The sequence below is a fragment of the Pseudomonas cerasi genome (assembly GCF_027983475.1).
Lineage (GTDB): Bacteria > Pseudomonadota > Gammaproteobacteria > Pseudomonadales > Pseudomonadaceae > Aquipseudomonas > Aquipseudomonas cerasi.
In genome coordinates, this window is record NZ_JAQJVM010000004.1 from 171,388 (window position 1) to 195,989 (window position 24,602).

At 61.3% G+C, this 24,602-nt stretch carries 24 protein-coding genes; 7 read left to right on the forward strand and 17 right to left on the reverse strand.

Annotated elements, in window-relative coordinates:
* Positions 1–4: 4 nt before the first annotated feature.
* The 9 genes from PI739_RS22490 to PI739_RS22530 all read right to left on the reverse strand — a co-directional run bounded on the left by PI739_RS22490 (position 5) and on the right by PI739_RS22530 (position 10,307).
* Positions 5–187 (reverse strand): hypothetical protein, encoded by a 183-nt coding sequence (locus PI739_RS22490; RefSeq protein ID WP_002555613.1) that lies wholly within the window; start codon positions 185–187, stop codon positions 5–7.
* Complete coding sequence (locus PI739_RS22495; protein WP_003432543.1) at positions 184–1,317, reverse strand: PepSY-associated TM helix domain-containing protein; 1,134 nt, start codon at positions 1,315–1,317, stop codon at positions 184–186. Before PI739_RS22495 ends, PI739_RS22490 begins: the two co-directional genes overlap by 4 nt.
* Before the next feature lie 121 nt (positions 1,318–1,438).
* Positions 1,439–2,422, reverse strand: a complete 984-nt coding sequence (locus tag PI739_RS22500) for a FecR domain-containing protein (RefSeq protein ID WP_003432542.1) — start codon at positions 2,420–2,422, stop codon at positions 1,439–1,441.
* Entirely contained in the window at positions 2,419–2,937 is a 519-nt protein-coding gene (locus PI739_RS22505; protein ID WP_003372500.1) for an RNA polymerase sigma factor, read from the reverse strand. Before PI739_RS22505 ends, PI739_RS22500 begins: the two co-directional genes overlap by 4 nt.
* Before the next feature lie 287 nt (positions 2,938–3,224).
* Positions 3,225–4,931, reverse strand: coding sequence for a choline dehydrogenase (gene betA, locus PI739_RS22510; protein WP_024661877.1), 1,707 nt, complete (start codon positions 4,929–4,931; stop codon positions 3,225–3,227).
* 140 nt (positions 4,932–5,071) lie between these two features.
* Positions 5,072–6,544: a betaine-aldehyde dehydrogenase gene (gene betB / locus PI739_RS22515; protein WP_054081724.1), complete on the reverse strand. Its 1,473-nt coding sequence runs from the start codon at positions 6,542–6,544 to the stop codon at positions 5,072–5,074.
* Positions 6,545–6,647: 103 nt separating this feature from the next.
* Entirely contained in the window at positions 6,648–7,241 is a 594-nt protein-coding gene (gene betI / locus PI739_RS22520; RefSeq protein WP_002555619.1) for a transcriptional regulator BetI, read from the reverse strand.
* Positions 7,242–7,546: 305 nt separating this feature from the next.
* The gene (locus PI739_RS22525; protein WP_054081725.1) at positions 7,547–8,935 is read right to left on the reverse strand and encodes a DUF3482 domain-containing protein; all 1,389 of its coding nucleotides are present in this window, start codon (positions 8,933–8,935) and stop codon (positions 7,547–7,549) included.
* A complete protein-coding gene (locus PI739_RS22530) occupies positions 8,928–10,307 on the reverse strand; it encodes a DUF2868 domain-containing protein (RefSeq protein WP_054081726.1) in 1,380 nt (459 codons plus the stop codon). Before PI739_RS22530 ends, PI739_RS22525 begins: the two co-directional genes overlap by 8 nt.
* A gap of 109 nt (positions 10,308–10,416) precedes the next feature.
* Between PI739_RS22530 and PI739_RS22535 the strand changes: the two genes are divergently transcribed.
* Positions 10,417–10,929, forward strand: a complete 513-nt coding sequence (locus PI739_RS22535) for a dihydrofolate reductase (RefSeq protein ID WP_003432534.1) — start codon at positions 10,417–10,419, stop codon at positions 10,927–10,929.
* Positions 10,930–11,119: 190 nt separating this feature from the next.
* A complete protein-coding gene (locus PI739_RS22540; RefSeq protein WP_003372512.1) occupies positions 11,120–12,178 on the forward strand; it encodes an HAD family hydrolase in 1,059 nt (352 codons plus the stop codon).
* A gap of 41 nt (positions 12,179–12,219) precedes the next feature.
* Here PI739_RS22540 and trmB read toward each other — a convergent pair whose 3' ends face one another.
* The 4 genes from trmB to PI739_RS22560 form a co-directional block, all read right to left on the reverse strand.
* Positions 12,220–12,867, reverse strand: coding sequence for a tRNA (guanosine(46)-N7)-methyltransferase TrmB (gene trmB, locus PI739_RS22545; RefSeq protein ID WP_216818618.1), 648 nt, complete (start codon positions 12,865–12,867; stop codon positions 12,220–12,222).
* Between the two features lie 97 nt (positions 12,868–12,964).
* Positions 12,965–13,759 (reverse strand): thiazole synthase, encoded by a 795-nt coding sequence (locus tag PI739_RS22550; protein ID WP_003304387.1) that lies wholly within the window; start codon positions 13,757–13,759, stop codon positions 12,965–12,967.
* 51 nt (positions 13,760–13,810) lie between these two features.
* Positions 13,811–14,011 (reverse strand): sulfur carrier protein ThiS, encoded by a 201-nt coding sequence (gene thiS, locus PI739_RS22555; protein WP_003372514.1) that lies wholly within the window; start codon positions 14,009–14,011, stop codon positions 13,811–13,813.
* A gap of 114 nt (positions 14,012–14,125) precedes the next feature.
* Entirely contained in the window at positions 14,126–14,506 is a 381-nt protein-coding gene (locus tag PI739_RS22560) for a DUF423 domain-containing protein (protein WP_003372515.1), read from the reverse strand.
* A gap of 80 nt (positions 14,507–14,586) precedes the next feature.
* Here PI739_RS22560 and mtgA point away from each other — a divergent pair, with 80 nt between their 5' ends.
* Positions 14,587–15,297 carry a monofunctional biosynthetic peptidoglycan transglycosylase gene (mtgA, locus tag PI739_RS22565; protein ID WP_054081792.1) on the forward strand — a complete coding sequence of 237 codons (711 nt, stop codon included), beginning with the start codon at positions 14,587–14,589 and terminating at the stop codon, positions 15,295–15,297.
* A gap of 134 nt (positions 15,298–15,431) precedes the next feature.
* Here the strand turns inward: mtgA and rpoH are convergent, their stop codons facing one another.
* From rpoH to ftsY, 4 genes are all read right to left on the reverse strand, one after another.
* Positions 15,432–16,286, reverse strand: coding sequence for an RNA polymerase sigma factor RpoH (gene rpoH / locus PI739_RS22570; protein WP_002555629.1), 855 nt, complete (start codon positions 16,284–16,286; stop codon positions 15,432–15,434).
* A 118-nt stretch (positions 16,287–16,404) separates the two neighbouring features.
* On the reverse strand, positions 16,405–17,439 hold the full coding sequence (gene ftsX, locus PI739_RS22575; protein ID WP_003372518.1) for a permease-like cell division protein FtsX: 1,035 nt from the start codon (positions 17,437–17,439) through the stop codon (positions 16,405–16,407).
* On the reverse strand, positions 17,436–18,107 hold the full coding sequence (gene ftsE / locus PI739_RS22580; protein WP_002555631.1) for a cell division ATP-binding protein FtsE: 672 nt from the start codon (positions 18,105–18,107) through the stop codon (positions 17,436–17,438). The genes ftsX and ftsE overlap by 4 nt, the downstream gene beginning before the upstream one ends.
* Positions 18,104–19,609: a signal recognition particle-docking protein FtsY gene (gene ftsY / locus PI739_RS22585; protein WP_054081728.1), complete on the reverse strand. Its 1,506-nt coding sequence runs from the start codon at positions 19,607–19,609 to the stop codon at positions 18,104–18,106. The genes ftsE and ftsY overlap by 4 nt, the downstream gene beginning before the upstream one ends.
* 256 nt (positions 19,610–19,865) lie before the next feature.
* Between ftsY and PI739_RS22590 the strand changes: the two genes are divergently transcribed.
* From PI739_RS22590 to PI739_RS22605, 4 genes are all read left to right on the forward strand, one after another.
* Complete coding sequence (locus PI739_RS22590) at positions 19,866–21,218, forward strand: M16 family metallopeptidase (RefSeq protein WP_003372526.1); 1,353 nt, start codon at positions 19,866–19,868, stop codon at positions 21,216–21,218.
* Positions 21,215–22,705, forward strand: a complete 1,491-nt coding sequence (locus PI739_RS22595; RefSeq protein WP_271352191.1) for a M16 family metallopeptidase — start codon at positions 21,215–21,217, stop codon at positions 22,703–22,705. The genes PI739_RS22590 and PI739_RS22595 overlap by 4 nt, the downstream gene beginning before the upstream one ends.
* Positions 22,705–23,295 carry a 16S rRNA (guanine(966)-N(2))-methyltransferase RsmD gene (rsmD, locus tag PI739_RS22600; protein WP_044309109.1) on the forward strand — a complete coding sequence of 197 codons (591 nt, stop codon included), beginning with the start codon at positions 22,705–22,707 and terminating at the stop codon, positions 23,293–23,295. Before PI739_RS22595 ends, rsmD begins: the two co-directional genes overlap by 1 nt.
* Before the next feature lie 272 nt (positions 23,296–23,567).
* The gene (locus PI739_RS22605; RefSeq protein WP_072367015.1) at positions 23,568–24,602 is read left to right on the forward strand and encodes a hydrolase; all 1,035 of its coding nucleotides are present in this window, start codon (positions 23,568–23,570) and stop codon (positions 24,600–24,602) included.

The following is a 24,602-nucleotide window of genomic DNA, read 5'->3' on the forward strand; positions in this document are numbered from 1 at the left end:
TCAATCAGCCGCGCCGCACCAGCAAGCCCTTGATGCTCAACAGGGCAGCCGTCCCCATGCCCAGCCACGCCAGCGTATCCCACCAGCCATCGCCCAGCAGCGCGGCGAACAAGCCGACGCCGATAAGCAGCGCTATCACGGCGGGTATCGCAAAGGTCCTCCAGAATCGCGATGGCCTGGAACTCATTGCGCCACCTGGGCCCGAACCATGCTCACCGAGCGCGCGGCACGACGCCTCACCCACCACAGGTAGACGCCGCTGCCGAGTACGATGATGGTCAGCACGTCCAGCACTGCCCAGAGAATCTTCATCGGCATGCCGCCGTAATCACCGAAATGCAAAGGTTGCGACATGCCCAGAGCGTCCATATACCAGGGACGTTCGACCACGGCGGTGACTTGCAGGGTCTGCGCGTCGATCAGCACCGGTGTGGCGAGGTGCGCAGTCAGGTGTGTATTGCCTTTGAGGAACACCGCGTAATGATGCTCGCTGGAGAAGCGCGTGCCGGGGAAAGCGATGAAATCGGCCTGCATGCCGGGCGCAGCGGATTCGGCAATTTCCAGCAATCGAGTCGCCGGGGCGCGCTGGGTCAATGGCGGCGCGTCCTTGTAAGGGGCGATCATCGTCGCCAGCGCATCATTGCGCCAGGAGGCAATCAGCAGATCGGCACAGGCGCTGATGACCCCCGTCACGCCGACCACCAGCGCCCAGGTCAATGTCACTACGCCGATCAGGTTGTGCAGGTCCAGCCAACGCGTACGCCTGGATTTATTGACCCGCACCTGGCCGAACTCCAGCTTGCGCATGAACGGCGCATACAACACGGTCCCGGAAACGATCGCCACCACAAACAGCAAGCCCATGAACGCCAGCAGCAATTTGCCGGGCAGGTTGGCGTACATGTCTACATGCAGGCGCAGCATGACCATCATGAAGCCGCCGTTGGCAGAAGGCATCTCCAGCGCCTCACCGGTGCGCGCATCGAGGGCGAAGGTGTGCGAGGAGTTGGGCTCGGTGCCGGCGGTTGCAGCGGTGATTGCCATTACGCCATTGGGGTCTTCGTCGTCCCAGCCGAAATACTGCATCACCTCACCGGGGCGATGCGCTTCGGCTGCCCTGGCCAGTTGCTCCAGATCCAGGCGTGGTGTGTCGGCAGGCATCTCCCGGTAATGCGGAGCGTCGCCGAGCAGATGATCGATTTCATGATGAAAGATCAGCGGCAGGCCGGTGACAGCCAGCATCAACAGGAACAGGGTGCAAATCAGGCTGCTCCAGGTATGCACGATGGACCAGCGGCGCACGGTTTGGCTTTTCATGGTTTATCCACAGACGAAGAGACGCAACGCTAAGCGCGTCCCCGAAATGACTTGTAAGACTAAGCCGCTCGAAACCAAAAAAGTGTCAGGGCGATCCGCTGTCTGCATGAACGGGTATGTTTCAGAGTTTTGCCGGAGGATTACCGGGCTGTTGATCCCTGGGCAGCACGGACACCCACCACGCCGTGTGCTGTTCTATCTGCACAGGCAAGGTCGGCAGCAGCGCCCTGAGCGCCAGGTCAGTGTCTTTCAACGGGAAGGTACCGGTAACCCGCAGATCAGCCACCTTCGGGTCGACGCCCAGATGTCCTGCCCGGTAACGCCCCAGTTCAGCGAGCATGTCCGCCAGCCGCGCGTTGTCCACCACCAGCATGCCGCGCGTCCAGGCGTCGACACCGGAAGGCATGCCAAGCAACGGGCCAAGTCCGTTGCGGGTCAGCAGCACCTGTTGGCCCTCGCGCAGAACCTGTTCACCGGAAGCATTGCGCGGGTGGGCGACGACCGCCGATTGCAACACGCTGAGCCGTGTTCCATCGGACTCGCGCCGGACCAGAAAACGCGTTCCCAGAGCGCGCATCTTTCCATCCGCCGTCTCGACGATGAAGGGCCGCGGGTCGTCATGATCGCCGGTCTGCACCAGTATTTCACCGTCCTGCAGAATGACCCGACGTTGCTGCGCATCGAAGCGCACATCGATTGCGCTGTGGGTGTTGAGGCGAATCAGGGTGTTGTCCGCCAAACGCACGTCACGCTGTTCACCGGTGGCGGTGCGCTGGTCGGCAAGCCAGTAATCTATCGGCAGATAGCGGTCGCCGACGAACAATGCCAGACCCAAGGCCATGAACACCCCGGCCAGACCGCCACCGAGCTTGCGCAAACTGTGTCGCAGGGCTCCCGGTGACTGTTGCAATGCCTTGCGTGCCGGACCTGCGGGCAAAGCAAAGCGCTGATTGACCATGCCCAACTGGCTCCAGGCCCGGGCATGCTCTTCATCGGCAGCCAGCCAGCGCGCCAGTTCGGCGTCATTGCCGTCGTTGCTGTCCATGTTCAGTTGCCACTGGATGGCCGCATCGAGCACGCGGGCAGAGACCGGTCTGGCGTTCACGTCGGCTCACCGTAAAGTGCCACGTAGCACTGACGCATGGCCTGAGCCAGGTATTGCCTGACGCGCGAGACCGAAACGCCCAGCCTCTCGGCAATCTCAGCGTGACTCATGCCGTCGAGGCGACTGTACAGAAAGGCTGCCCGCGCCTTGCTGGACAGTGTGCCGAGCATGCTGTCGATCGCCTTGAGGTCTTCCAGAATCAGCATTTGCTCTTCCGGAGAGGGCTGCTCGGCCTCGGGCACCTGCATCAACTCCCCAAGATAGGCCTGCTCCAGCGCAGCGCGTCGGAAGTGATCGAACATCAAGCCTTTGGCGACGGTTGCCAGGAAAGCACGCGGTTCTCTGGGCGTGAGCAATTCATGGCGCCCCAGCAAGCGCACAAACGTGTCCTGACTCAAATCCTGAGCACGTTGCGGGCAGGCGACATTGCGTCTGAGCCAGGCCAGCAGCCAACCGCGATGATCGCGATACAGCGCACCAACGATCTCGCTATGAGTGCTTGGGACTGACGACACGAATGGCCTCGATGAGAAAGTTCTAACTAAAGAGAATCATTCGCGATTGTGGCAGAGCGGAGGGGTAGTGGCAATTCGCGTCTGTCGGGAGGCGGGTCTGAATCGAGTGGGCGCTCGTACCCATGCTCAGCGCACATTGCGAAGCGGAGCGTCGGGAAATGCAGTCTCACGCTGAAGCGTGAGGAACAAGAATCCTGTAACTATCGTGCCGATGCTCCAGTGTGAAATACATTCACGCTGGAGCATGCACAACGACAGGCGTCCCGGGAGGACGCCTGGGCGTTAGATCAGGCCTGGTGGCTGATCTCGCGCAGCGGCTTGCCGCGTGCCGGCTTGTCGCCTGCGACGAAGTAGTCGGCCGTGCTGCGTGGCAGCGGCTGGCGACCACGGATCTTGTCGGCGATTTTCTCGGCGATCATGATCGTCGGTGCATTCAGGTTACCGGTGGTGATGATCGGCATGATCGAGGCATCGACCACACGCAGGCCTTGCAGGCCATGCACGCGACCCTGACCATCGACAACCGCCATTTCGTCGGTGCCCATCTTGCACGAGCAGGACGGGTGATAAGCCGTCTCGGCATGCTCACGCACGAACTGGTCCAGTGCCTCGTCAGACTGCACGTCGATGCCGGGGCTGATTTCGCGGCCACGGTACGGGTCCAGTGCCGGCTGCTGCATGATCTCGCGCGTCAGGCGGATGCCATCGCGAAACTCCTGCCAGTCCTGCTCGCTGGCCATGTAGTTGAACAGGATGCTCGGGTACTCGCGCGGGTCTTTGGATTTGACCTGCACGCGGCCACGGCTCGGCGAACGCATGGAGCCGACGTGAGCCTGGAAACCGTGCTCCTGAACGCCCTTGGTGCCGTTATAGTTAATCGCGACCGGCAGGAAGTGGTACTGAATGTTAGGCCATTCGAACGCTTCACTGGAGCGAATGAAACCACCGGCTTCAAACTGGTTGCTCGCACCGATACCTGTACCGAGGAACATCCACTCGGCACCGATGGCAGGCTGGTTCCACCACTTCAGCGAAGGGTACAGCGACACCGGCTGGGTGCAGGCGTACTGCAGGTACATCTCCAGGTGATCCTGAAGGTTCTGGCCAACGCCCGGCAGGTCATGAACCACCGGAATATCCAGCTTGTTCAGCACTTCGGCCGGGCCGACGCCGGAACGCTGGAGAATCTGTGGCGAAGCGATCGCGCCGCCACACAGCAGCACTTCCTTGCGGGCACGGGCCTGGATGCGGGTATCGCTGTCGCCTACCAGGTACGCCACGCCGACGGCACGCTTGCCTTCGAACAGAATGCGATCGGTCAGCGCGTGAGTGACGATGGTCAGGGTCGAGCGCTTCTTGGCCTCGTCCAGATAACCACGGGCGGTACTGGCGCGACGACCGTTAGGCGTCACGGTGCGGTCCATCGGACCGAAACCTTCCTGCTGATAACCGTTGAGGTCGTCAGTGCGCGGGAAACCGGCTTGCACGCCCGCCTCGACCATCGCGTGGAACAGCGGATTGTTGCCCGCCTTGGGCGTGGTCACGCTGACCGGACCTTCACCACCGTGGTAGTCGTTCGGGCCGATGTCGCGGGTTTCGGCCTTGCGGAAGTACGGCAGGCAGTCGAGGTAGCTCCAGTCTTCGAGACCCGGCTCCTTGGCCCAGCCGTCGTAGTCCATCGCGTTGCCGCGGATATAGCACATGCCGTTGATCAGCGATGAGCCGCCCAGGCCTTTACCGCGGCCGCATTCCATGCGGCGGTTGTTCATGTGCGGCTCTGGCTCGGTCTCGTAGGCCCAGTTGTAGCGACGGCCCTGCAGCGGAAATGCCAGGGCGGCAGGCATCTGGGTGCGGAAATCCAGCCGGTAATCCGGGCCACCGGCTTCGAGCAGCAGAACGGTGACGCCTGCGTCTTCGGTGAGACGGGCTGCCAGGGTGTTACCGGCCGAGCCGGCACCAATGATGATGTAGTCGTATTCGGATTGAGTCGTCATAGAGGCTCCCTCATAGAGCTGCGAGTTTCAAGCCTTGGCCGCAAGCAGAAGCAGCGAGGCGATACTCGTGAAAATGGGGTGCGGCAGGCAGCTTTTGAGTGCGTCTGCTTGAGGCCTGCCGCGTGCCACTGAAACCGTGTTTAGAAAACCGAGGCGTAATCGCCCAGTTCGATTTGTACCGACTTGATGCGCGTGTATTGGGCCAGCGAGCTGATGCCGTTCTCACGACCGACGCCCGACTGCTTGTAGCCGCCGACCGGCATTTGTGCCGCCGACTCGCCCCAGGCGTTGATCCAGCAGATACCGGCTTCCAGCAGATGAATCACGCGGTGGGCGCGGTTCAGGTCGCGGGTCACGATGCCTGCAGCCAGACCGAAGTCGGTGTCGTTGGCGCGGCGTACCACTTCGTCTTCGGTGTCGTAACCGAGGATGCTCATCACCGGGCCGAAGATTTCTTCACGCACGATGGTCATCTCGTCGGTGCAGTCGGTGAACACGGTCGGCGCAACGAACGCGCCCTTGTCGAACACACCGCCGGTCAGGCGATCGCCGCCGCACAACAGACATGCGCCCTGCTCTTTGCCCTTGGCGATATAACCCAGCACGCTTTCCATGTGCTCGAAGCTGACCAGCGGGCCGAAATTGATAGTTTCGTCTTCCGGGTTGCCGGCGCGGATGCGCTTCACGCGCTCGAGGATTTTCGCTTCGAACTCGGCTTTCAGAGCGTTCGGCACGAACACGCGGGTGCCGTTGGTGCAGACCTGACCGGAACTGTAAAAGTTGGCCATCATCGCGATATCGGCCGCACGGTCCAGATCGGCGTCGTCGAACACGATCAGCGGTGATTTGCCGCCCAGCTCCATGGTCACTTCCTTGAGCGACGAGCTCGAGGCGCTGGCCATGACTTTCTTGCCAGTGTCAGTGCCGCCGGTGAAGGAGACTTTCTCGATGCGCGGGTGCTCGGTGATCCAGGTACCGACTTCACGGCCGCTGCCGGTCAGCACGTTGAATACGCCGTTCGGTACGCCCGCTTCGGTGTAGATTTCTGCCAGCTTCAGGGTGGTCAGCGAAGTGACTTCACTCGGCTTGAAGATCATCGCGTTACCCGCGGCCAGCGCCGGGGCGGATTTCCACAGTGCGATCTGGATCGGGTAGTTCCAGGCGCCGATACCGGCCACCACACCCAGCGGCTCGCGGCGGGTGTACACGAATGAAGAGTCGCGCAGCGGAATCTGCTCACCTTCGATGGCGGGTACAAGACCGGCGTAGTATTCCAGCACGTCGGCACCGGTCACGATGTCCACGTAGCGGGTTTCGGAGATCGCCTTGCCGGTGTCCAGCGTTTCCAGAGCGGCCAGTTCATCGTTGCGCTCACGCAGGATGTCGACGGCACGGCGCAGGATGCGCGAACGCTCGACGGCGGTCATGGCGGCCCAGATTTTCTGGCCCTTTTCGGCGGCGACGACGGCGCGCTCGACATCGTCCTTGCCGGCGCGCTGGATCTGCGCCAGGACTTCGCCGTTCGCCGGATTGATGGCGTCGAAGGTTTCAGGGTTGCTGGCATCGACATAACCGCCATCGATGTAAAGTTTCTGCAGTTCAAAACGGGCCATAAAGTCCTCGCAAATTCAGTGGGGGGGCGATGACTGATTTCAGTGTGCCGGGTTCGTTCGGCAACAGGCTTTTACAGTCGTTCGGTAAGGGGCTTCGAAAGCCTCAGCTCGCCGATTTCGCCAATTGGAAATCCATGTACTCGTAAGCGATCCGTTGCGCTTGCTCGGTGTCGAATGCATCGCCTGACAGCGCGCCTCTCAGCCACAACCCGTCTATCAGGGCTGCCAGCCCGCGGGCGGCACTGCGTGCCTGTTCCAGTGGCAAGGTGCGGCGGAACTGACAGCACAGGTTCGAATACAAACGGTGGTCGTTGATACGCTGCAATCGGTGCAGCGAAGGGTGATGCATGCTGGTCGCCCAGAAGGCCAGCCAGGTTTTCATGGCCGGGCCGCTGACCTGACTGGCGTCGAAGTTGCCTTCGATGATCACTTGCAGGTGAGCCCTGGGGCTGTCCTCGGTCAGCGCCTGACGGCGTTCGCGGACGTTCTGGATCAAGGCGTTCATCAGATGCCGCATCGTGGCGGCGATCAGGCCGTTCTTGTCCTGAAAATAGTGACTGATGATGCCGTTGGACACGCCTGCCAGTCGCGCAATCAGCGCAATGCTGGCATCGCCCATACCGACCTGATCGACCGCAGTCAGAGTGGCCTGGATCAACTGTTGGCGGCGGATGGGTTGCATTCCGACCTTGGGCATTGGCGCGATTCTCCCGGGTGTCTGCAGTGATCGTTGTACCAAAACGGTGAGACCAGTCTAAAGATTTTTTATTGAACGATCAATCAATAAAAATAATCGGCGGGTTTTCGCCGGTAAACGGCAAGCTGAAAAGCGCCTGAATGCGGGGGTTCTGGAGGATGCGTCAAGGCGCAGATTTGTGACGCGGAGCGTCACCCACTGCATTTCCACGCTGGAGCGTGAGGAACGATATCTCAACTATCGTGCTCAGCTTCATCCTCAACTATCGTGCGACGCTCCGCGTCCGGTCTTCAGCGCTGGAACAGTCAATCCTGCAAAACCACATCCGCCAGTTGATCAATCGCTTCCTGCCGCTCCGCCTGATTCGGTTTGGCGTGCGGGTTGAGTGTGGACCATTGCGGGTGGGCGCGGGCGCGGTTCAGGGGCTCGAGGATTTTGCCTTTGCGCCAGGTCTTGTCCTGCGGTGTGGTCAGTTCGATGCTGTGCAGAGCCGCGTGGCCCCTGACACCCAGCGCCAACAGCAAGTGGCGCTGACGCAGGGCGAGCAGGCGCAGTACCGCATCATCGACGGTCAGTTCTCTGCGCCCCTTGAACTTGCCGAGCAACCGGCCTCCGTAGCTGCGCGCCGTGGATAACGCACCACCAGCAATCGCGCCGACCAAAGCCGCCGCGCCAAGCGTTACGCCGCCGACCATCAGGTCGACCCCTGCCCCGGCCGCAGCGCCAGCCGCCACCCCGCCGCCAACGCGCACGCCCATCAACTTCAGGGTTTCCGGGTTGAACAGATCATCACCCCAACGACCGTCCATCAACGGCAAATCGCTGCTGGACACATCATCCTTGCGAAACGCATACAGCTTGAGCAGCGCCTCGACACATTGCTGTTCGCGCTGGCGAACCGCCTTGCGCAACGCTTCCACAGCCTGCTGCTCCTGCTCGGCAGTGGTCTCGACGCTACGCCGGCATGCAGCACAATCAATCAGCAGTTCGGCGATCAGGCGAGCAGCGCTGTGACGTTTGGCCGTGCGCTGTTTTTCCTGATCCTCAATCAAACGCTCGAGCCGCGGCCGCGCGCTTTCCAGCAGAAGCGCCAGGCTTTCATAGAGACGTCGACCGCCGTCTTCCGGCGGTGCGACGCTGTCGAAGCGCACCAGTGCATGCAGCCCCAGGCGTGAAAGCGCTTCGCGCCACTCCGGCTCGCGGTGTTGCTGTGCACTGACGAAATTCAGCACCGGCAGCAGTGGCTTGCCACAACTGGCCAGCACCGCCAGCTCATCACGGTACTTGGCGAGTACCGGTTCGCGTGCATCGATCACATACAGCCCAGCGTCCGAGCCGAGCAACTGGCGCATGACTTTGGCCTCCTGCTCAAAACGCTGGCGGGCCTCGCTGCCCTCCAGAAAGCGCGCCAGTCGCGCCGGTCCGTCCAGACGCTCGCCAGGACGGTCCAGGCGCTCCAGATAATCGAGCAGTGCGATAGCGTCTTCCAGGCCAGGCGTGTCGTACAGCTCGACCAAGGCCTCGCCGTCCACAGAAAGGCGCGCGCCTTCGACATGACGAGTCGTGCTGGGGCGATGGGACACTTCGCCAAAGCTGACATCACCGGTCAGGGTACGCAGCAGCGAGGTCTTGCCGACGTTGGTATGACCGACCACCGCCAGCTTGATCGCACGAGTGCTGTCTGCTTCAGTCATGGCCTGTCTCCAGCCAGTTCAAGGGCGCACTGTCGGCGTGTGGCAACTGCAACTGATCCAGCGCAACATGCCAGTCGCCAAGGCGCTCGGGGTCAAGCCTCTGCCCGGCAGGCGCGGGCAGCAGCCAGATACGCGCTGCACCGGCGCAGCGTGCCAGTTCGGCGATCAACGCCAGACTGCCACGGTCCGGCGAGCGGCGCGGGTCGCAGGCGATCACTATGCGCGCAGGCGGATACTGGGTCAGTTGCTCCAGCAGCTTGTGGCGCGACTCACGGCTGTCGAGAACACCTGCATCAGCAACACCCGACGGCAGCGATGGCGGCCAGACCTGCTGATCATCCAGCTCGATGGCCACCAGCAACGCGCCGTCGCTTTCGCTCGCCCCTGCGCCGGACTGCACCTGATGCAGTGCGGCAGGCTCGGCATCGTTGACACCCAGGCGCTCGCTGCTGGGCATCAGGCGCTCACGCAATTCAAGGTATTCGGGCAAATCCAGATCAAGGCGCAGCGCTGCCCTGCCCTGCTTCCAGCGCCACAGGCAGAACCCGGCCAGCAAAAGACGCGGCACGATGCCGTACACCAGCAGCACACCGACCAGCCATGCCGCCCAGGCCTGACGCGCATTCTCGATACTCAACGCGCCATTGCCGCTGGCACGAATCATGGTTTCGTCCGGCACACTGAACCCCAGCCACGCCGGGATCGTACTGAGCGTCTGGGTAAGGCTGACGAACGTGTCGCTGCTCAGAATGGTGGTTTCCCAGACAAACCCGTAGCGTCGGGTCGCCATCAGCATCAACAGCAACACCAGCGCAGTGAGTAACGCCAGCAGCCACAGGCTGTGAACCACCAGCCCCAGCGCCCAGCGGTTCAGGCGCTGGCGTTGCAGCAGCAAAACCAGCGCGGGGGCAAGCTGCGCGGCCTGGGCGTCACGGGCGAGTTTTTCGCTCAGCCACAGCCACACTCGGCCCAGCCCGGTGTTACTGCGCCCGGCGAAGATCAGGCCCAGCGCCCAGGTCAGCAACAGCACAAGGTTCAGCCCCAGCAGGCTGCCCAGCGCCCAGAACACATTGACCGCTGCCTGCCCGTCGCCCATTGCAGCGAACGCCAGGCCAGCGCCACTGATCACCGAGAGCACCGCCAGCGCAATCAACGCCAGCCGTGCGCCCTGCTTCCAGTGGTGCAGTGCGCCAAGCATGCCGTCGCGCTGCGCCAGGCCGAGGGCGCGGTGGGTAATGCGCGCAGTCAGGTCGCCGCCGGCAGCGCGGGCACGGCGATTGGCTTCCTGATCATCCAGCACGCCCGCCTGCTGTTCACGCAGGCGCACGGCTTCGGTCAGCCAGAGGGTATCGAGGGGGGTCAGTGCAGTCACACAGTGTCTCTTGATTGAATTCAGCGGTGAGCATAACCGCAGTCATGGGACTGAGCACGGCGCATGTCAGTTCATTCGCCTGCCCTGCGACCTCTGATATCCTCGCGGCATGAAAACTCATCTCCCCCTCAGCCTGATTGCCGCCCTTGGTGAAAACCGAGTGATTGGCGTCGACAATTCCATGCCCTGGCATTTGCCGGGGGATTTCAAATACTTCAAGGCAACGACGCTCGGCAAGCCGATCATCATGGGCCGCAAGACCTGGGATTCGTTGGGTCGCCCGCTGCCTGGCCGCCTCAACCTGGTGGTCAGCCGCCAGACTGATCTGCAGCTTGAAGGCGCGGAAGTCTTCGCTTCGCTGGACGCCGCCGTCGTGCGCGCCGAGCAGTGGGCGCAGGAACAGGGTGTCGACGAGGTGATGCTGATCGGCGGCGCGCAGCTTTATGCCCAAGGCCTTCCCGAGGCGGATCGCCTGTACCTGACCCGCGTGGCACTGAGCCCTGATGGCGACGCGTGGTTTCCTGAATTCGATACGGCGCAGTGGGCGCTGGTATCCAACATCGAAAACGCCGCCGTCGATGACAAGCCTGCCTACAACTTCGAAGTGTGGGAACGCGTCTGATCAGCAATTTTCGGCACAATGGCGGCCGCTGACGAAAAACTGCAATAAAAGTGTCGTTTTTGGTTTCACTGTCGCAAATAAAGGGGCAAACGGCGTCATTTAGCCTTTTTCGGGTCGCTGACGTACTTTTGCCTTCACAATAATTTGTTACGGTCTGCCCCTTCGTTTTTTCGACAAGGGGAAATCGCCTATGAAACTCGTGCCAAAACTGTTGGCTGCTGCCGTCTGCTTCGGGCTTGCCAGCCAGGCTACCGCGGCCACCGAATTGAAGCATTGGCCCGAGCCTGCCGCCAAGGCGCTCGACGCGATGATTGCGGCGAATGCCAACAAGGGCAATTACGCAGTCTTCGACATGGACAACACCAGCTACCGCTTCGACCTCGAAGAGTCGCTGCTGCCGTACATGGAAAACAAAGGCCTGATCACCCGCGAAAAACTCGACCCCTCGCTCAAGCTGATCCCCTTCAAAGACACCGCCGAGCACAAGGAAAGCCTGTTCAGCTACTACTATCGTCTTTGCGAAATAGACGACATGGTCTGCTACCCGTGGGTCGCGCAGGTGTTTTCCGGCTTTACGCTTCAGGAGCTCAAAGGCTATGTCGATGAGCTGATGGCCCTGAAAAAGCCGATCCCTGCGACCTACTACGAAGGCGATACCGTCAAGCAGCTCAATGTCGAACCGCCGCGGGTATTCACCGGGCAGACCGAGCTGTACAACAAGCTGATGGAAAACGGCATCGAGGTGTATGTGATGACCGCCGCGTCCGAAGAGCTGGTGCGTATGGTCGCTGCCGACCCGAAGTACGGCTACAACGTCAAACCGCAGAATGTGATCGGCGTGAGCACGCTGCTCAAGGACCGCAAAACAGGCGAGCTGACCACCGCACGCAAGCAGATCACAGCGGGCAAATACGATCCGAAAAGCAACATGGGTCTGGAGCTGACGCCATACCTGTGGACACCGGCAACCTGGATGGCGGGCAAGCAGGCGGCCATTCTGACCTACATCGACCAGTGGAAAAAACCGGTCCTGGTCGGCGGCGATACCCCGACCAGCGACGGCTACATGCTGTTTCACAGCGTCGACGTGAGCAAGGGCGGCGTGCACTTGTGGATCAACCGCAAGGACAAGTACATGACCCAGCTGAACGGCATGATCAAGGACAATGCCGAAGCTCAGGCCAAGGAGAAGCTGCCGGTCACGGCGGACAAGAACTGGGTGATCGTCAAGCCGGACGAGATTCAGTAAGCGACACGACATTGCGGGTTGTCAGCAACCCGCAAACCCGGTCAGTCGACTTTCTCGAACTTCAGATCCCAGACGCCGTGTCCGAGCTTCTCGCCACGGCGCTCGAACTTGGTGATCGGCCGTTCCGCAGGGCGCGGAACGTACTGGTTGTCTTCGGCCTGGTTGCGATAACCGGGCGCCACGCTCATCACTTCCAGCATGTATTCCGCGTACGGGCCCCAATCAGTGGCCATGTGGAACACGCCGCCTGCCTTCAGCTTGCTGCGCACCAGTGCGGCGAATTCAGGCTGCACGATGCGGCGCTTGTGGTGACGACTCTTGTGCCACGGGTCCGGGAAGAACAGCATCAGTCGATCCAGGCTGTTGTCCGCAACGCAGCGGTTCAGCACTTCAATGGCGTCGCAATCGTAGACGCGCACATTGGTCAGCCCCTGGGTGAGTACGCCGTTGAGCAATGCGCCTACGCCTGGAGAGTGCACCTCGACACCGATGAAGTCGTGCTCGGGAGCCGCAGCGGCCATTTCCAGCAGCGAGTGGCCCATGCCGAAGCCGATTTCCAGCGTACGCGGCGCAGAGCGACCGAATACCTGATCGAAATCAACAGGCGTGTCGGTCAGCGACAGGCCATACAGCGGGAGGCCTTGATCGAGGCCGCGCTGCTGACCTTCGGTCATGCGGCCGGCACGCATCACAAAACTCTTGATGCGGCGGTGCGGGCGCTCTTCGCCTTCTTCGACAGCAGGCGACTCTGGGTGCGGAACGTGCGAATCAGTCATCAACGGGCTCTTACTTGATCAGGCCATCCAGCGGCGAAGACGCGCTGGCATAGAGTTTTCGTGGCATGCGCCCGGCCAGGTAGGCCAGACGACCGGCAATTACGGCGTGCTTCATGGCTTCGGCCATCATCACCGGCTGCTGGGCATGGGCGATGGCCGAGTTCATCAATACGGCTTCACAGCCCAGTTCCATTGCGATGGTGGCATCGGAGGCAGTACCGACACCGGCATCGACCAGCACCGGCACTTTGGTTTCTTCAAGAATGATCTGCAGGTTGTACGGGTTGCAGATACCCAGACCGCTGCCGATCAGGCCGGCCAGCGGCATGATCGCGATACAGCCGATTTCGGCCAGCTGACGGGCGATGATCGGGTCATCACTGGTGTAGACCATCACGTCGAAACCGTCCTTGACCAGGATCTCGGCGGCCTTGAGGGTTTCGATCACATTCGGGAACAGGGTTTTCTGGTCGGCCAGCACTTCGAGCTTGACCAGATTGCGGCCGTCGAGCAGTTCGCGGGACAGGCGGCAGGTGCGCACGGCCTCGGTCGCATCGAAGCAGCCAGCGGTGTTCGGCAATATGGTGTAGCGATCAGGCGGCAGCACGTCCAGCAGGTTCGGCTCGCCGGGATTCTGGCCCAGGTTGGTACGGCGCACGGCAACGGTCACGATCTCGGCGCCCGAGGCCTCGATGGCCAGACGGGTCTGTTCCATATCGATGTACTTGCCGGTGCCTACCAGCAGGCGCGACTCGAAAGTCCGACCGGCCAGGACGAAGGGCTTGTCGCTGCGAACATTGCTCATCGGAAATCCTCATAACGTGCAGATTGGGTTGGGCGCAGTGCGGATTGCGAACTAGCCACCGCCAATGGCATGAACCACTTCGACCTGATCGCCTTCACTCAGGACGGTCGCCGCATGTTGACTGCGCGGCACGATATCCAGGTTCAGTTCCACCGCGACCCGGCGCCCTGCAAGGTCCAGACGGGTCAGCAATGCCGCGACGGTTTCGCCATCGGGCAATTCAAAGGGTTCGCCGTTCAACTGAATGTGCATGCGAGAGCAGCCATCATTTTAGGGGGCCAGCATTCTAGCCCGATCAGCCGGTATGACCAAGGCAAAGCCACGCCATTCGTCTCAAGCGCGGCCTGCTTTCCGGGGAGCAGGCGCTCAAGGAGGCGAGCCCAGCCTCCAGGCCGCCAGACCGAGCATCGACCAGCCGAACAGAAATGCCAGCCCACCGAACGGCGTGATGATGCCAAGCTTGCTGAAACCGGTCAGGGTCAGCGCGTAGAGGCTGCCAGAAAACAGCAGGATACCGACCGCGAAGGAGAATCCGGCCCAGGTGATCAGGCGCCCGGGGATGTGCGTTGCCAGTATCGCCACGCCGAGCAGGGCCAGCGCGTGAATCAGCTGATAAAGCACACCGGTGTGGAACACCGCCAGATACTCGGCACTCAGGCGTTCCTTGAGACCGTGGGCAGCAAATGCGCCCAGGGCGACACCGGTGAAGCCGAAGAAAGCGGCCAGCATCAAAAAGCTACGAAGCATCAGGAACTCCAGTGAAAAATCGTCGAAAGGCGCACGGTCTGTATAATGGCCCGCTCAACGGGTTCGGCCAAGCCATCTCTATGCTGCAGTCTATTCTTCGTCGTATTGTCAAAGCCCTGCTGTGGTTCGCCGCAGGCAGTGTTCTCGTGGTTCTGGTTTTGCGCTGGATGCCGCCACCGGGCAGTGCGCTGATGGTCGAGCGCAAAGTCGAATCCTGGGTCGATGGCGAGCCTATCGACCTGCAACGCGACTGGGAACCGTGGGACAAAATCTCCGACGACCTGAAAATTGCGGTCATTGCCGGCGAAGACCAGAAGTTTGCCGAGCATTGGGGGTTCGACGTCGACGCCATTCAAGCGGCCATCCTGCACAACGAGCGCGGCGGCTCGATACGCGGTGCCAGCACGCTCAGCCAGCAGGTGTCGAAAAACCTGTTCCTGTGGTCCGGCCGCAGCTACCTGCGCAAGGGGCTGGAAGCCTGGTTCACCATGCTGATCGAACTGCTCTGGTCCAAGGAGCGCATCCTCGAGGTGTACCTCAACAGTGTCGAGTGGGACGAAGGTGTATTCGGCGCCCAGGCTGCAGCGCAACATCACTTCCGCACCAACGCCAGCGCGCTTTCCGCCCAGCAGGCCAGCTACCTCGCCGCCGTCCTGCCCAACCCGCGCCAGTGGAGCGCCAGCCACCCGAGCAGCTATGTCTCCCGCCGCGCGGGCTGGATTCGTCAGCAAATGCGTCAATTGGGTGGGGATGAGTACTTGCAGGGGTTGAACAGCAGTCGTCGCTGGTGATGGGCTGGCGCTAGTTCGGAGAAGAGGACGCAGAGCGTCCAGAACGGCATGCCGATGCAGAGCGTCGCACGATAGCTGATACACAAACAAAAACGCCCCGATTATCTCGGGGCGTTTTTCGTTGCTAGGCAGCCTTACGCGGCAATCGACGTCTTGAGCTTGTTCATCGCGCTTTTTTCCAGCTGACGAATACGCTCTGCAGAAACGTTGTACTTCTGCGCCAGGTCGTGCAGCGTGGCTTTTTCTTCTGCCAGCCAGCGCTGGTAGAGGATGTCGCGGCTGCGTTCGTCCAGCACGTCCAGCGCCTGATGCAGATTGGCGGTGGAGTTGTCGGTCCAGTCGGAGTCTTCCAGTTGACGCGCCGGGTCGTAGCGGTGGTCTTCCAGATAATTGGCTGGCGACTGGAACGCGCTGTCGTCATCCGCCTCGGCTGCCGGGTCGAAGGCCATGTCGTGGCCCGTCAGACGGCTTTCCATCTCACGCACTTCACGCGGCTCGACGCCCAGGCTTTCAGCGACGCGATGCACTTCATCGTTGTTCAGCCAGGCCAGACGCTTCTTCTGGCTGCGCAGGTTGAAGAACAGCTTGCGCTGCGCCTTGGTCGTGGCGACCTTGACGATGCGCCAGTTACGCAGGATGAACTCGTGAATTTCAGCCTTGATCCAGTGCACGGCGAAGGACACCAGACGCACGCCCATTTCCGGGTTGAAACGCTTCACGGCCTTCATCAGACCGACGTTACCTTCCTGGATCAGGTCGGCCTGAGCCAGACCGTAACCCGAATAACTGCGCGCGATGTGCACGACGAATCGCAGGTGGGCGAGGACCATTTGACGGGCCGCGTCCAGATCCTGCTCATAGTAGAGACTCTCAGCCAGTTCACGCTCCTGCTCGGGCGTCAGCAAAGGAATGCTGTTGACCGTGTGCACGTAGGCCTCGAGGTTCGCACCCGGGACTAGAGCATAAGCAGGTTGCAAAGAAGTGGTCATACGAAAAAACCTCCAGCGCACAGGTTATGTGCAGTTCAGCATTAGCCAGATTGACCCGGAACCGCTAACCAAGTTCCTTGATTTTCAGAGGCCAGTCTGGTGAAACAATAATGTGGCTCTACCGGGGCGCCAGTTCACGAAGATGTCGGGCCACCGCAATCCAGGCACCGATATACCCTAACAGAACCGCTCCAAGCAAGAGGGAAAGACCATCACCCATCGGCACACCGGCCAGCGCAAAGTCACTTCCATAGAGACCTGCCAGTCCGACAACCGCGCCGTTCAGCCAGTTCAGGCCATAAGCCAGAACGCCCCAGGACAGGATGCCCGCCCCGAAGCCGTACAGCGCGCCCATATAAAGGAAAGGCCTGCGCACGTAGCTGTCGGTACCGCCCACCAGCTTGATCACTTCGATTTCGATGCGGCGGTTTTCAATGTGTAGACGAATTGTGTTACCAATTACTAACAGCAAAGCCGAGACCAGCAGAACCGTCAAGCCGAAAACGAAACGGTCACCCAGTTTGAGGATCGCGGCCAGCCTTTCTACCCAGACCAGGTCCAGTTGCGCCTGTTCTACTTTAGGTAATCCGGCGAGTCGCGTACGCAAGGCTTCCAGCGCAGGTTTGTCCACTTCGTCCGGCGTCACCAGCACCACGCCCGGAAGCGGGTTCTCTGGCAATTCCTTGAGCGCCTCGCCCAACCCGGACTGCTGCTTGAACTCCCCCAATGCCTGTTCGCTGCTGATGTACTCGGCATCTGCCACACCGGGCATCGCCTTGATTTCATCGCGCAGGCGCGTGCCGTCGGCAGTACTGGCATCCAGATTCAGATAAATCGAAATCTGCGCCGCGCGCTGCCATGAACCACCCAGACGCTCGACATTGCTCAGCAGCAACGACAAGCCCATCGGCAGGCTCAAGGCAATCGCCATCACCAGACACGTAAAAAAGCTGCCAATCGGCTGTTTGCCCAGGCGTCGCAGGCTGTCCAGTAGACTGGAACGATGGCTTTCCAGCCAGGCGGACATCAGCGCACTGAAATCAGGGCCATCGTCATCGTGGTCGTGGCGCTGTTTTTTCTGTTTCGGCGGTAGCGGATCGGCCGCTTTTGGCGCGACGCGCTCTGAAACCTTGGGGCTGCGTGTGGCACTCATACTCCGGCCTCCCCATCACCGATCAGACGACCGCGCTGCAGGGTCAGCATGCGATGACGCATGCGGGCGATCAATGCCAGGTCGTGACTGGCAATCAGCACGCTGGTCCCCAGTCGGTTGATATCTTCAAACACACCCATGATCTCCGCCGCCAGCCGTGGGTCGAGGTTACCGGTCGGTTCATCGGCGAGCAGCAGGGCCGGACGGTGAACAATGGCGCGGGCAATGCCGACACGCTGTTGCTGACCGGTAGAGAGGTCACCCGGGTACAACTCGGCCTTGTCGGACAACGCTACCCGCTCAAGCGCCGAATCGACCCGCTTGGCGATTTCGGGCTTGGACAGGCCGAGGATCTGCAAAGGCAACGCAATGTTGTTGAACACCGTGCGATCGAACAGCAACTGGTGATTCTGGAATACCACGCCGATCTGACGACGCAGAAACGGGATTTGTGCGTTGCTGATTTGCCCAAGATCCTGACCGGCCAGCATCAGTTTGCCGGTGGTCGGACGCTCCATGGCCAGCAACAGGCGCAGCAGCGTGCTTTTGCCGGCACCGGAATGACCGGTGACGAACAAAAACTCGCCGCGACGTACTCGAAAGCTCAGTTCATGCAACCCGACATGTCCATTCGGGTAGCGCTTACCGACCTGCTCGAATCGAATCATGGACGCTCCCGCTCCGCAAACAGTGCCTGAACAAAGGGTTCGGCCTCGAAGGTACGCAGATCATCGATACCTTCACCAACGCCGATATAGCGAATCGGCAAGCCGAACTGCTTGGCCAAAGCGAAAATCACGCCGCCCTTGGCGGTGCCGTCCAGCTTGGTCAGCGCCAGCCCGGTCAGCGTGACGGTCTGGTTGAATTGCTTGGCCTGATTGATAGCGTTCTGCCCGGTGCCCGCATCGAGGACCAGCAGGACTTCGTGAGGGGCATCTGCGTCCAGCTTGCCGATCACGCGGCGAACCTTCTTCAACTCCTCCATCAGATTGTCCTTGGTGTGCAGACGTCCGGCGGTGTCGGCGATCAGCACGTCGATGCCACGAGCCTTGGCAGCCTGCACGGCATCGAAGATGACAGAAGCCGAGTCGGCACCGGTGTGCTGAGCGATGACCGGTATGTGATTACGCTCACCCCAGACCTGCAATTGCTCGACGGCTGCCGCGCGGAACGTGTCGCCCGCCGCCAGCATGACCTTCTTGCCTTCCAGTTGCAGCTTCTTGGCCAGCTTGCCGATGGTGGTGGTCTTGCCCGCGCCATTGACGCCGACCACCAGAATCACGAACGGCTTGTGTTCGGCCTTGATCACCAGCGGTTGCTCGACAGGCTTGAGCATCGCAGCCAGTTCGCCCTGCAACGAGGTGTACAACGCTTGGGCGTCGGTCAACTGCTTGCGCGCGACCTTCTGAGTCAGGCTCTTGATGATGGCCGAGGTGGCCTCAACGCCGACATCGGCGGTCAGCAGGCGGGTTTCGATTTCTTCCAGCAGATCATCATCGATGGCCTTCTTGCCCAGAAACAGGCTGGCCATGCCTTCGCCGATGCTGGCACTGGTCTTCGACAGGCCCTGCTTGAGACGCGCAAAGAAGCCGACCTTGCCGGTTTCTGGCTCAGGTGTCGGTGCGGGCGCCGGCACTGCAACCGCTTGCGCAGCAGGCTGAACAGGTTGCGGCATTGCCTGCGCGACCACTGGCTCAGGCTCTGCAACAGGTTGAACCAGGACCGGCTCAGGCATCGCGAGCGGCACGATATCCGCCACCGGCTCCGCTATGACGGGTTCAGGCTCCCGCGGTTCGGGCGCAACAGGGGCATGGTTCTGTTCAGGGATGGCCGGCGTGACATGCGGCTCTCGCTCGTCACTCAATGCCACCGGCTCTTCAGTCACAGGCAAGGTCAGCCAGGGCTGGGGCGACGGAGCACCGGGCTCGACATGACGTTGCGAGGCAGGCTCAGCCGCTTCGACGGTGACTTCAGACACCGATTGCGAGGCAACATGAGGCTCAACCTGCGGCGTCGCTGCAACCTGATCGGCGATCGGGTCGGGTTGCGTCGGGGATGATTCTGCTGGCTTCGACTCGGTTTGCTGCGGCTTCTTGCGCAACCATCCGAACAGGCCTTTCTTCTCTCCAGCCTCGGCTGGGGTCTTCTTGTCGTCGTTGGAACCAAACATGGAGGACGGCTATCTCAAGGTTGCGGGTCGCCAGAGGGCGACCCGGAAAAATTCTGACATGCAAAACAGACTGCGTTTAGGACTTCTTGTTCACTCATCGGCCGCGTGTGCAGCTACCTTTACCTGCGTTTCAGACAGGTTTCACTCGCAATCGGCCAGTGAAGGCTGTCTCTGAAGCAAACGGATCAGTATCCTAACACCCCCGCGCCCGCCGACGCTAAGTTCAAGCGGGCCGTCCTACAGGTTCAAACTACGAATGAATGCTCTTGCCCGCCGCGCCGCAGGCCTGCTGCTCAGCACAATTTGTCTGCCTTTGACAGCATTGGCTGCTGATCCGCAACCGACTCACGAATTCACCCTCGACAATGGCCTGAAGGTTATTGTTCGCGAAGACCACCGCGCTCCTGTGGTGGTATCGCAGATCTGGTACAAGGTCGGCTCCAGCTACGAAACGCCGGGCCAGACCGGTCTGTCCCACGCACTTGAACACATGATGTTCAAAGGCAGCAGCAAAACCGGGCCGGGCGAGTCCTCGCTGATTCTCCGCGATCTGGGCGCTGAAGAGAATGCGTTCACCAGCGACGACTACACCGCCTATTACCAGGTGCTGGCGCGTGACCGCCTGAACGTCGCGCTGGAGCTGGAAGCCGATCGCATGGCAACCCTGAAATTGCCCGCCGACGAATTCAGCCGCGAGATCGAGGTCATCAAGGAAGAGCGTCGCCTGCGTACTGACGACCAGCCAATGGGCAAGGCGTTCGAGCGCTTCAAGGCAATGGCCTACCCTGCCAGCGGCTATCACACGCCGACCATCGGCTGGATGGCGGACCTGGAGCGCATGAAGGTCGAAGAACTGCGCCACTGGTACGAATCCTGGTATGCGCCGAACAACGCCACGCTGGTGGTCGTCGGTGATGTGCAGCCGGACGAAGTCAAAGCCCTGGCAGAGCGCTTCTTCGGGTCGATCCCGCGACGCGATGTACCGCCTTCGAAAAAACCACTGGAACTGGCCGAGCCAGGCGAGCGCAAGATCACCCTGCACGTCAAAACCCAGTTGCCGAGTCTGATCTACGGTTTCAACGTACCCAGTGTCGCAACCGCTGAAGATCCCCGCTCGGCGAACGCCCTGCGTCTGATCGCAGCGCTGCTCGACGGTGGCTACAGCGCACGCATTTCATCGCGCCTGGAACGTGGCGAAGAGTTGGTCTCCGGTGCCTCGTCGCGTTACGACGCGTTCGCTCGCGGCGACAGCCTGTTCATGATCAGCGCCACACCCAACCTGCAGAAGAAGAAAACCCTGGCCGATGTGGAAGCCGGGATCTGGCGCCTGCTCGATGAGCTGAAAACCAAGGCACCGTCCGCCGAGGAGCTGGAGCGTGTCCGGGCTCAGGTCATTGCCGGTGTGGTCTACGAGCGCGACTCGATCACCAGCCAGGCGACCATGATCGGAGAGCTGGAAACCGTCGGTCTGTCCTGGAAGCTGATGGACAATGAACTGGAGGCGCTGCAAAGCGTGACCCCGCAAGACATCCAGAAAGCTGCCAACACCTATTTCACCCGTGAGCGCCTCAGCGTTGCGCACGTTCTGCCTGAGGAGAAAGCCAAATGATCACGCGCAATGCTCCACGTCATGCGCTGCTTGGCCTGATCCTGGCCGGTTCGCTCGGCGCCTTTGTCGCACTGCCAGCCCTGGCCGACGACGCGCCTGCCGAGCAGGGCCGGGCCGCTCCCGCGCTGGGCAGCAACCTGCAGACCCTCAAGGAACTGGACGGCAAGGCTCCGGCCCGTCGCGCCCTGAACATCCAGACCTGGAATACCGCCGAGGGCGCCCGGGTGCTGTTCGTGGAATCCCGCGAATTGCCCATGTTCGACATGCGCCTGACGTTCGCCGCCGGTAGCAGCCAGGACCAGAAATCCCCCGGCATTGCCCTGCTGACCAACGCCATGCTCAACGAGGGCATCAAAGGCAAGGACGTCAACGCGATCGCCCAAGGCTTCGAAGGCTTGGGCGCCGACTTCAGCAACGGGTCCTACCGTGACATGGCGGTGGTCTCGTTGCGCAGCCTGAGTGCTGCGGACAAGCGCGATCCGGCCCTGAAGCTGTTCAGTGAGGTCGTGGGCAAGCCCACCTTCCCTGCCGATTCTCTGGCCCGCATCAAGAACCAGTTGATCGCCAGCTTCGAGACTCAGAAACAGAACCCTGGCGCTATCGCCAGCAAGGAACTGTTCAATCGTCTGTACGGTGATCACCCCTACGCTCACCCAAGCGAAGGCGACGCCAAGAGCGTCAACGCCATCACTCTGGCTCAGCTCAAGGCGTTCCACGCCAAAGGCTATGCAGCGGGCAATGCAGTGATTGCTCTGGTCGGAGACCTGTCGCGAGACGACGCGCAGGCCATCGCGGCACAGGTATCTGCCTCGTTGCCCAAAGGCCCGGCGCTGGCCAAGGTCGCTGACCCGGTCGAGCCCAAGGCAGGCACCACGCACATCGAATTTGCCTCCAACCAGACGCACCTGATGCTCGCGCAGTTGGGCATCGACCGTAACGATCCGGACTACGCGGCACTGACCGTGGGTAACTCGGTATTGGGCGGTGGCGGCTTCGGCAGCCGACTGATGACCGAAGTGCGGGAAAAACGCGGCCTGACCTACGGCGTGTCTTCCGGCTTCACTGCCATGCAGGTGGCTGGGCCGTTCATGATCGGCCTGCAGACGCGTGCGGAAATGAGCGAAAACACCCTCAAGCTGGTGCAGGACATCGTTCGCGACTTCCTCGCCAACGGTCCGACCCAGAAAGAAGTCGACGATGTGAAGCGCGAACTGACCGGCAGCTTCCCGCTGACTGCAGCCAGCAATTCGGCCATCGTGGGCCAGTTGGGTGCCATCGGTTTCTACAACCTGCCGTTGACCTACCTCGAGGACTACATGGCCGCCGCGCAGAACGTGACCGTCGAACAGGTGAAAGCGGCAATGAGCAAACACCTCAGCGCTGACAAGATGGTCATCGTCACCGTGGGTCCGACCGTCGAGCAAAAACCCTTGCCGGCGCCGACCGACAAACCCGTCCGCCAACCTGCAGGGGTCCCGGAACACTGATGGCCAATCCACGTCCGAAGGGCCACAACGGCCTGGGTCAGCTTCGTATCATCGGCGGGGAATGGGGCAGCCGCCGCCTGACCTTCCCCGACGCCCCCGGCCTGCGCCCGACACCTGATCGCGTGCGCGAAACCCTGTTCAACTGGCTGGCACCCTACATCGCCGGTGCCCGGGTGCTGGACGTTTTCACGGGCAGCGGCGCGCTGTATTTCGAAGCCTTGTCGCGTGGCGCCAGCATGGGCCTGGCCCTGGACAGCAACGCGGCAGCCATCGCCAGCCTGCGCCAGAACCTCAATGCGCTGAACTGCAGCAGCGGTCAGGTCTCCCAGACCGACGCCCTGCGCCACTTGGAAACCGCCACCGCCTCGCCCTTCGACGTGGTGTTCCTCGACCCGCCCTTCCATCAGGGCCTGCTGGCTTCAGCCTGCAACCTGCTGGAAAGCCACGGCTGGCTGGCCGACACCGCCTGGATTTACACCGAAAGCGAAACACCGCCATCGACCACCGGCTTGCCGGGAAGCTGGCGATTGCACCGCGAGAAAAAGGCTGGTCAGGTGTATTACGCGTTGTGGCAGCGGGGCCAGGGCTGACAGCTCACGAACCAATGCTCCGCGTTTGGAATGCAGCTCTGAACGTTCCGCGTCCTGTTGACGACGCAGAGCGTCATGAAAGGCATTCCCACCCTGCTATCGTGCGACGCTCCGCGTCGCATGCCGTTCTGGACGCTGTGCGTACTCTTTTGCGATGCAGAGCGTCACCAAACGCACTTCTATACGCAACGACACCGTCAAGCCACTTACATCCCGGACCACTTAATGGCAACGTACAGCTTCAGCCCCTGAACTGATCGTTGAGCAAGCACGTGTCCACACGCCCTACCTTTCTGTCCCATGCCAATCCATTCGTCCCGGCCGTCGGCATGGGCAATCCGCATTTGCAGACGCTTTGGGGACCGCTGCTGCGCAAGCCGACGCTGCTGGCGCGTACGCGAGAGCGGTTGTGGTTGCAGGACGGGGACTTTCTGGACATGGACTGGCATGGCCCGGATGAGTCCGATAAACCCTTGGTGCTGGTACTGCACGGCCTGACCGGGTCGTCCAACTCGCCCTATGTTGCCGGCCTGCAAAAGGCCATGGCAGCGCAGGGCTGGCCGAGTGTGGCGTTGAACTGGCGCGGTTGCTCGGGAGAACCCAATTTGCTGTCGCGCAGTTATCACTCAGGCGCGAGCGAGGACCTGGCCGAAGTGATCGCTCATTTGCGCTCGCTGCGGCCATTGGCTCCGATTTATGCGGTGGGGTATTCACTGGGCGGCAATGTATTGCTCAAGTACCTCGGCGAATCCGGCGCCAACAGTGATTTAAGGGGCGCCGTGGCGGTGTCCGTGCCGTTCCGTCTGGACGAATGTGCCAACCGTATCGGCCAAGGCTTCTCGCGGGTTTATCAGCGGCACTTCATGCGCGAAATGCTGGCTTATATCCGTGACAAGCAGCATCGGTTCCAGCATGAAGGCATCAGCGAGGGCCTGGCCGAGCTCGCCGCGCTGGGCTCACTGGAGAACATGCGCACCTTCTGGGACTTCGATGGCCGGGTGACTGCGCCGTTGCATGGGTTTACCGATGCCACGGATTATTACCGCAGAGCGTCCAGCCGCTACTACCTGGGCCAGATTCAGACGCCGACGCTGATCATCCAGTCCAGCGACGACCCATTCGTATTCCCTCACAGCCTGCCCGAACCCAGCGAGCTGTCGTCCTGCACCGAATTCGAACTGCACACCAAAGGCGGGCATGTCGGCTTCGTCGAAGGCTCGCTTCGTAATCCGCGTTACTACCTCGAACGCCGCATCCCGCTGTGGCTATGCGCCGCCCACGCGCGCGACGGCTCGCTCACGAGTTGA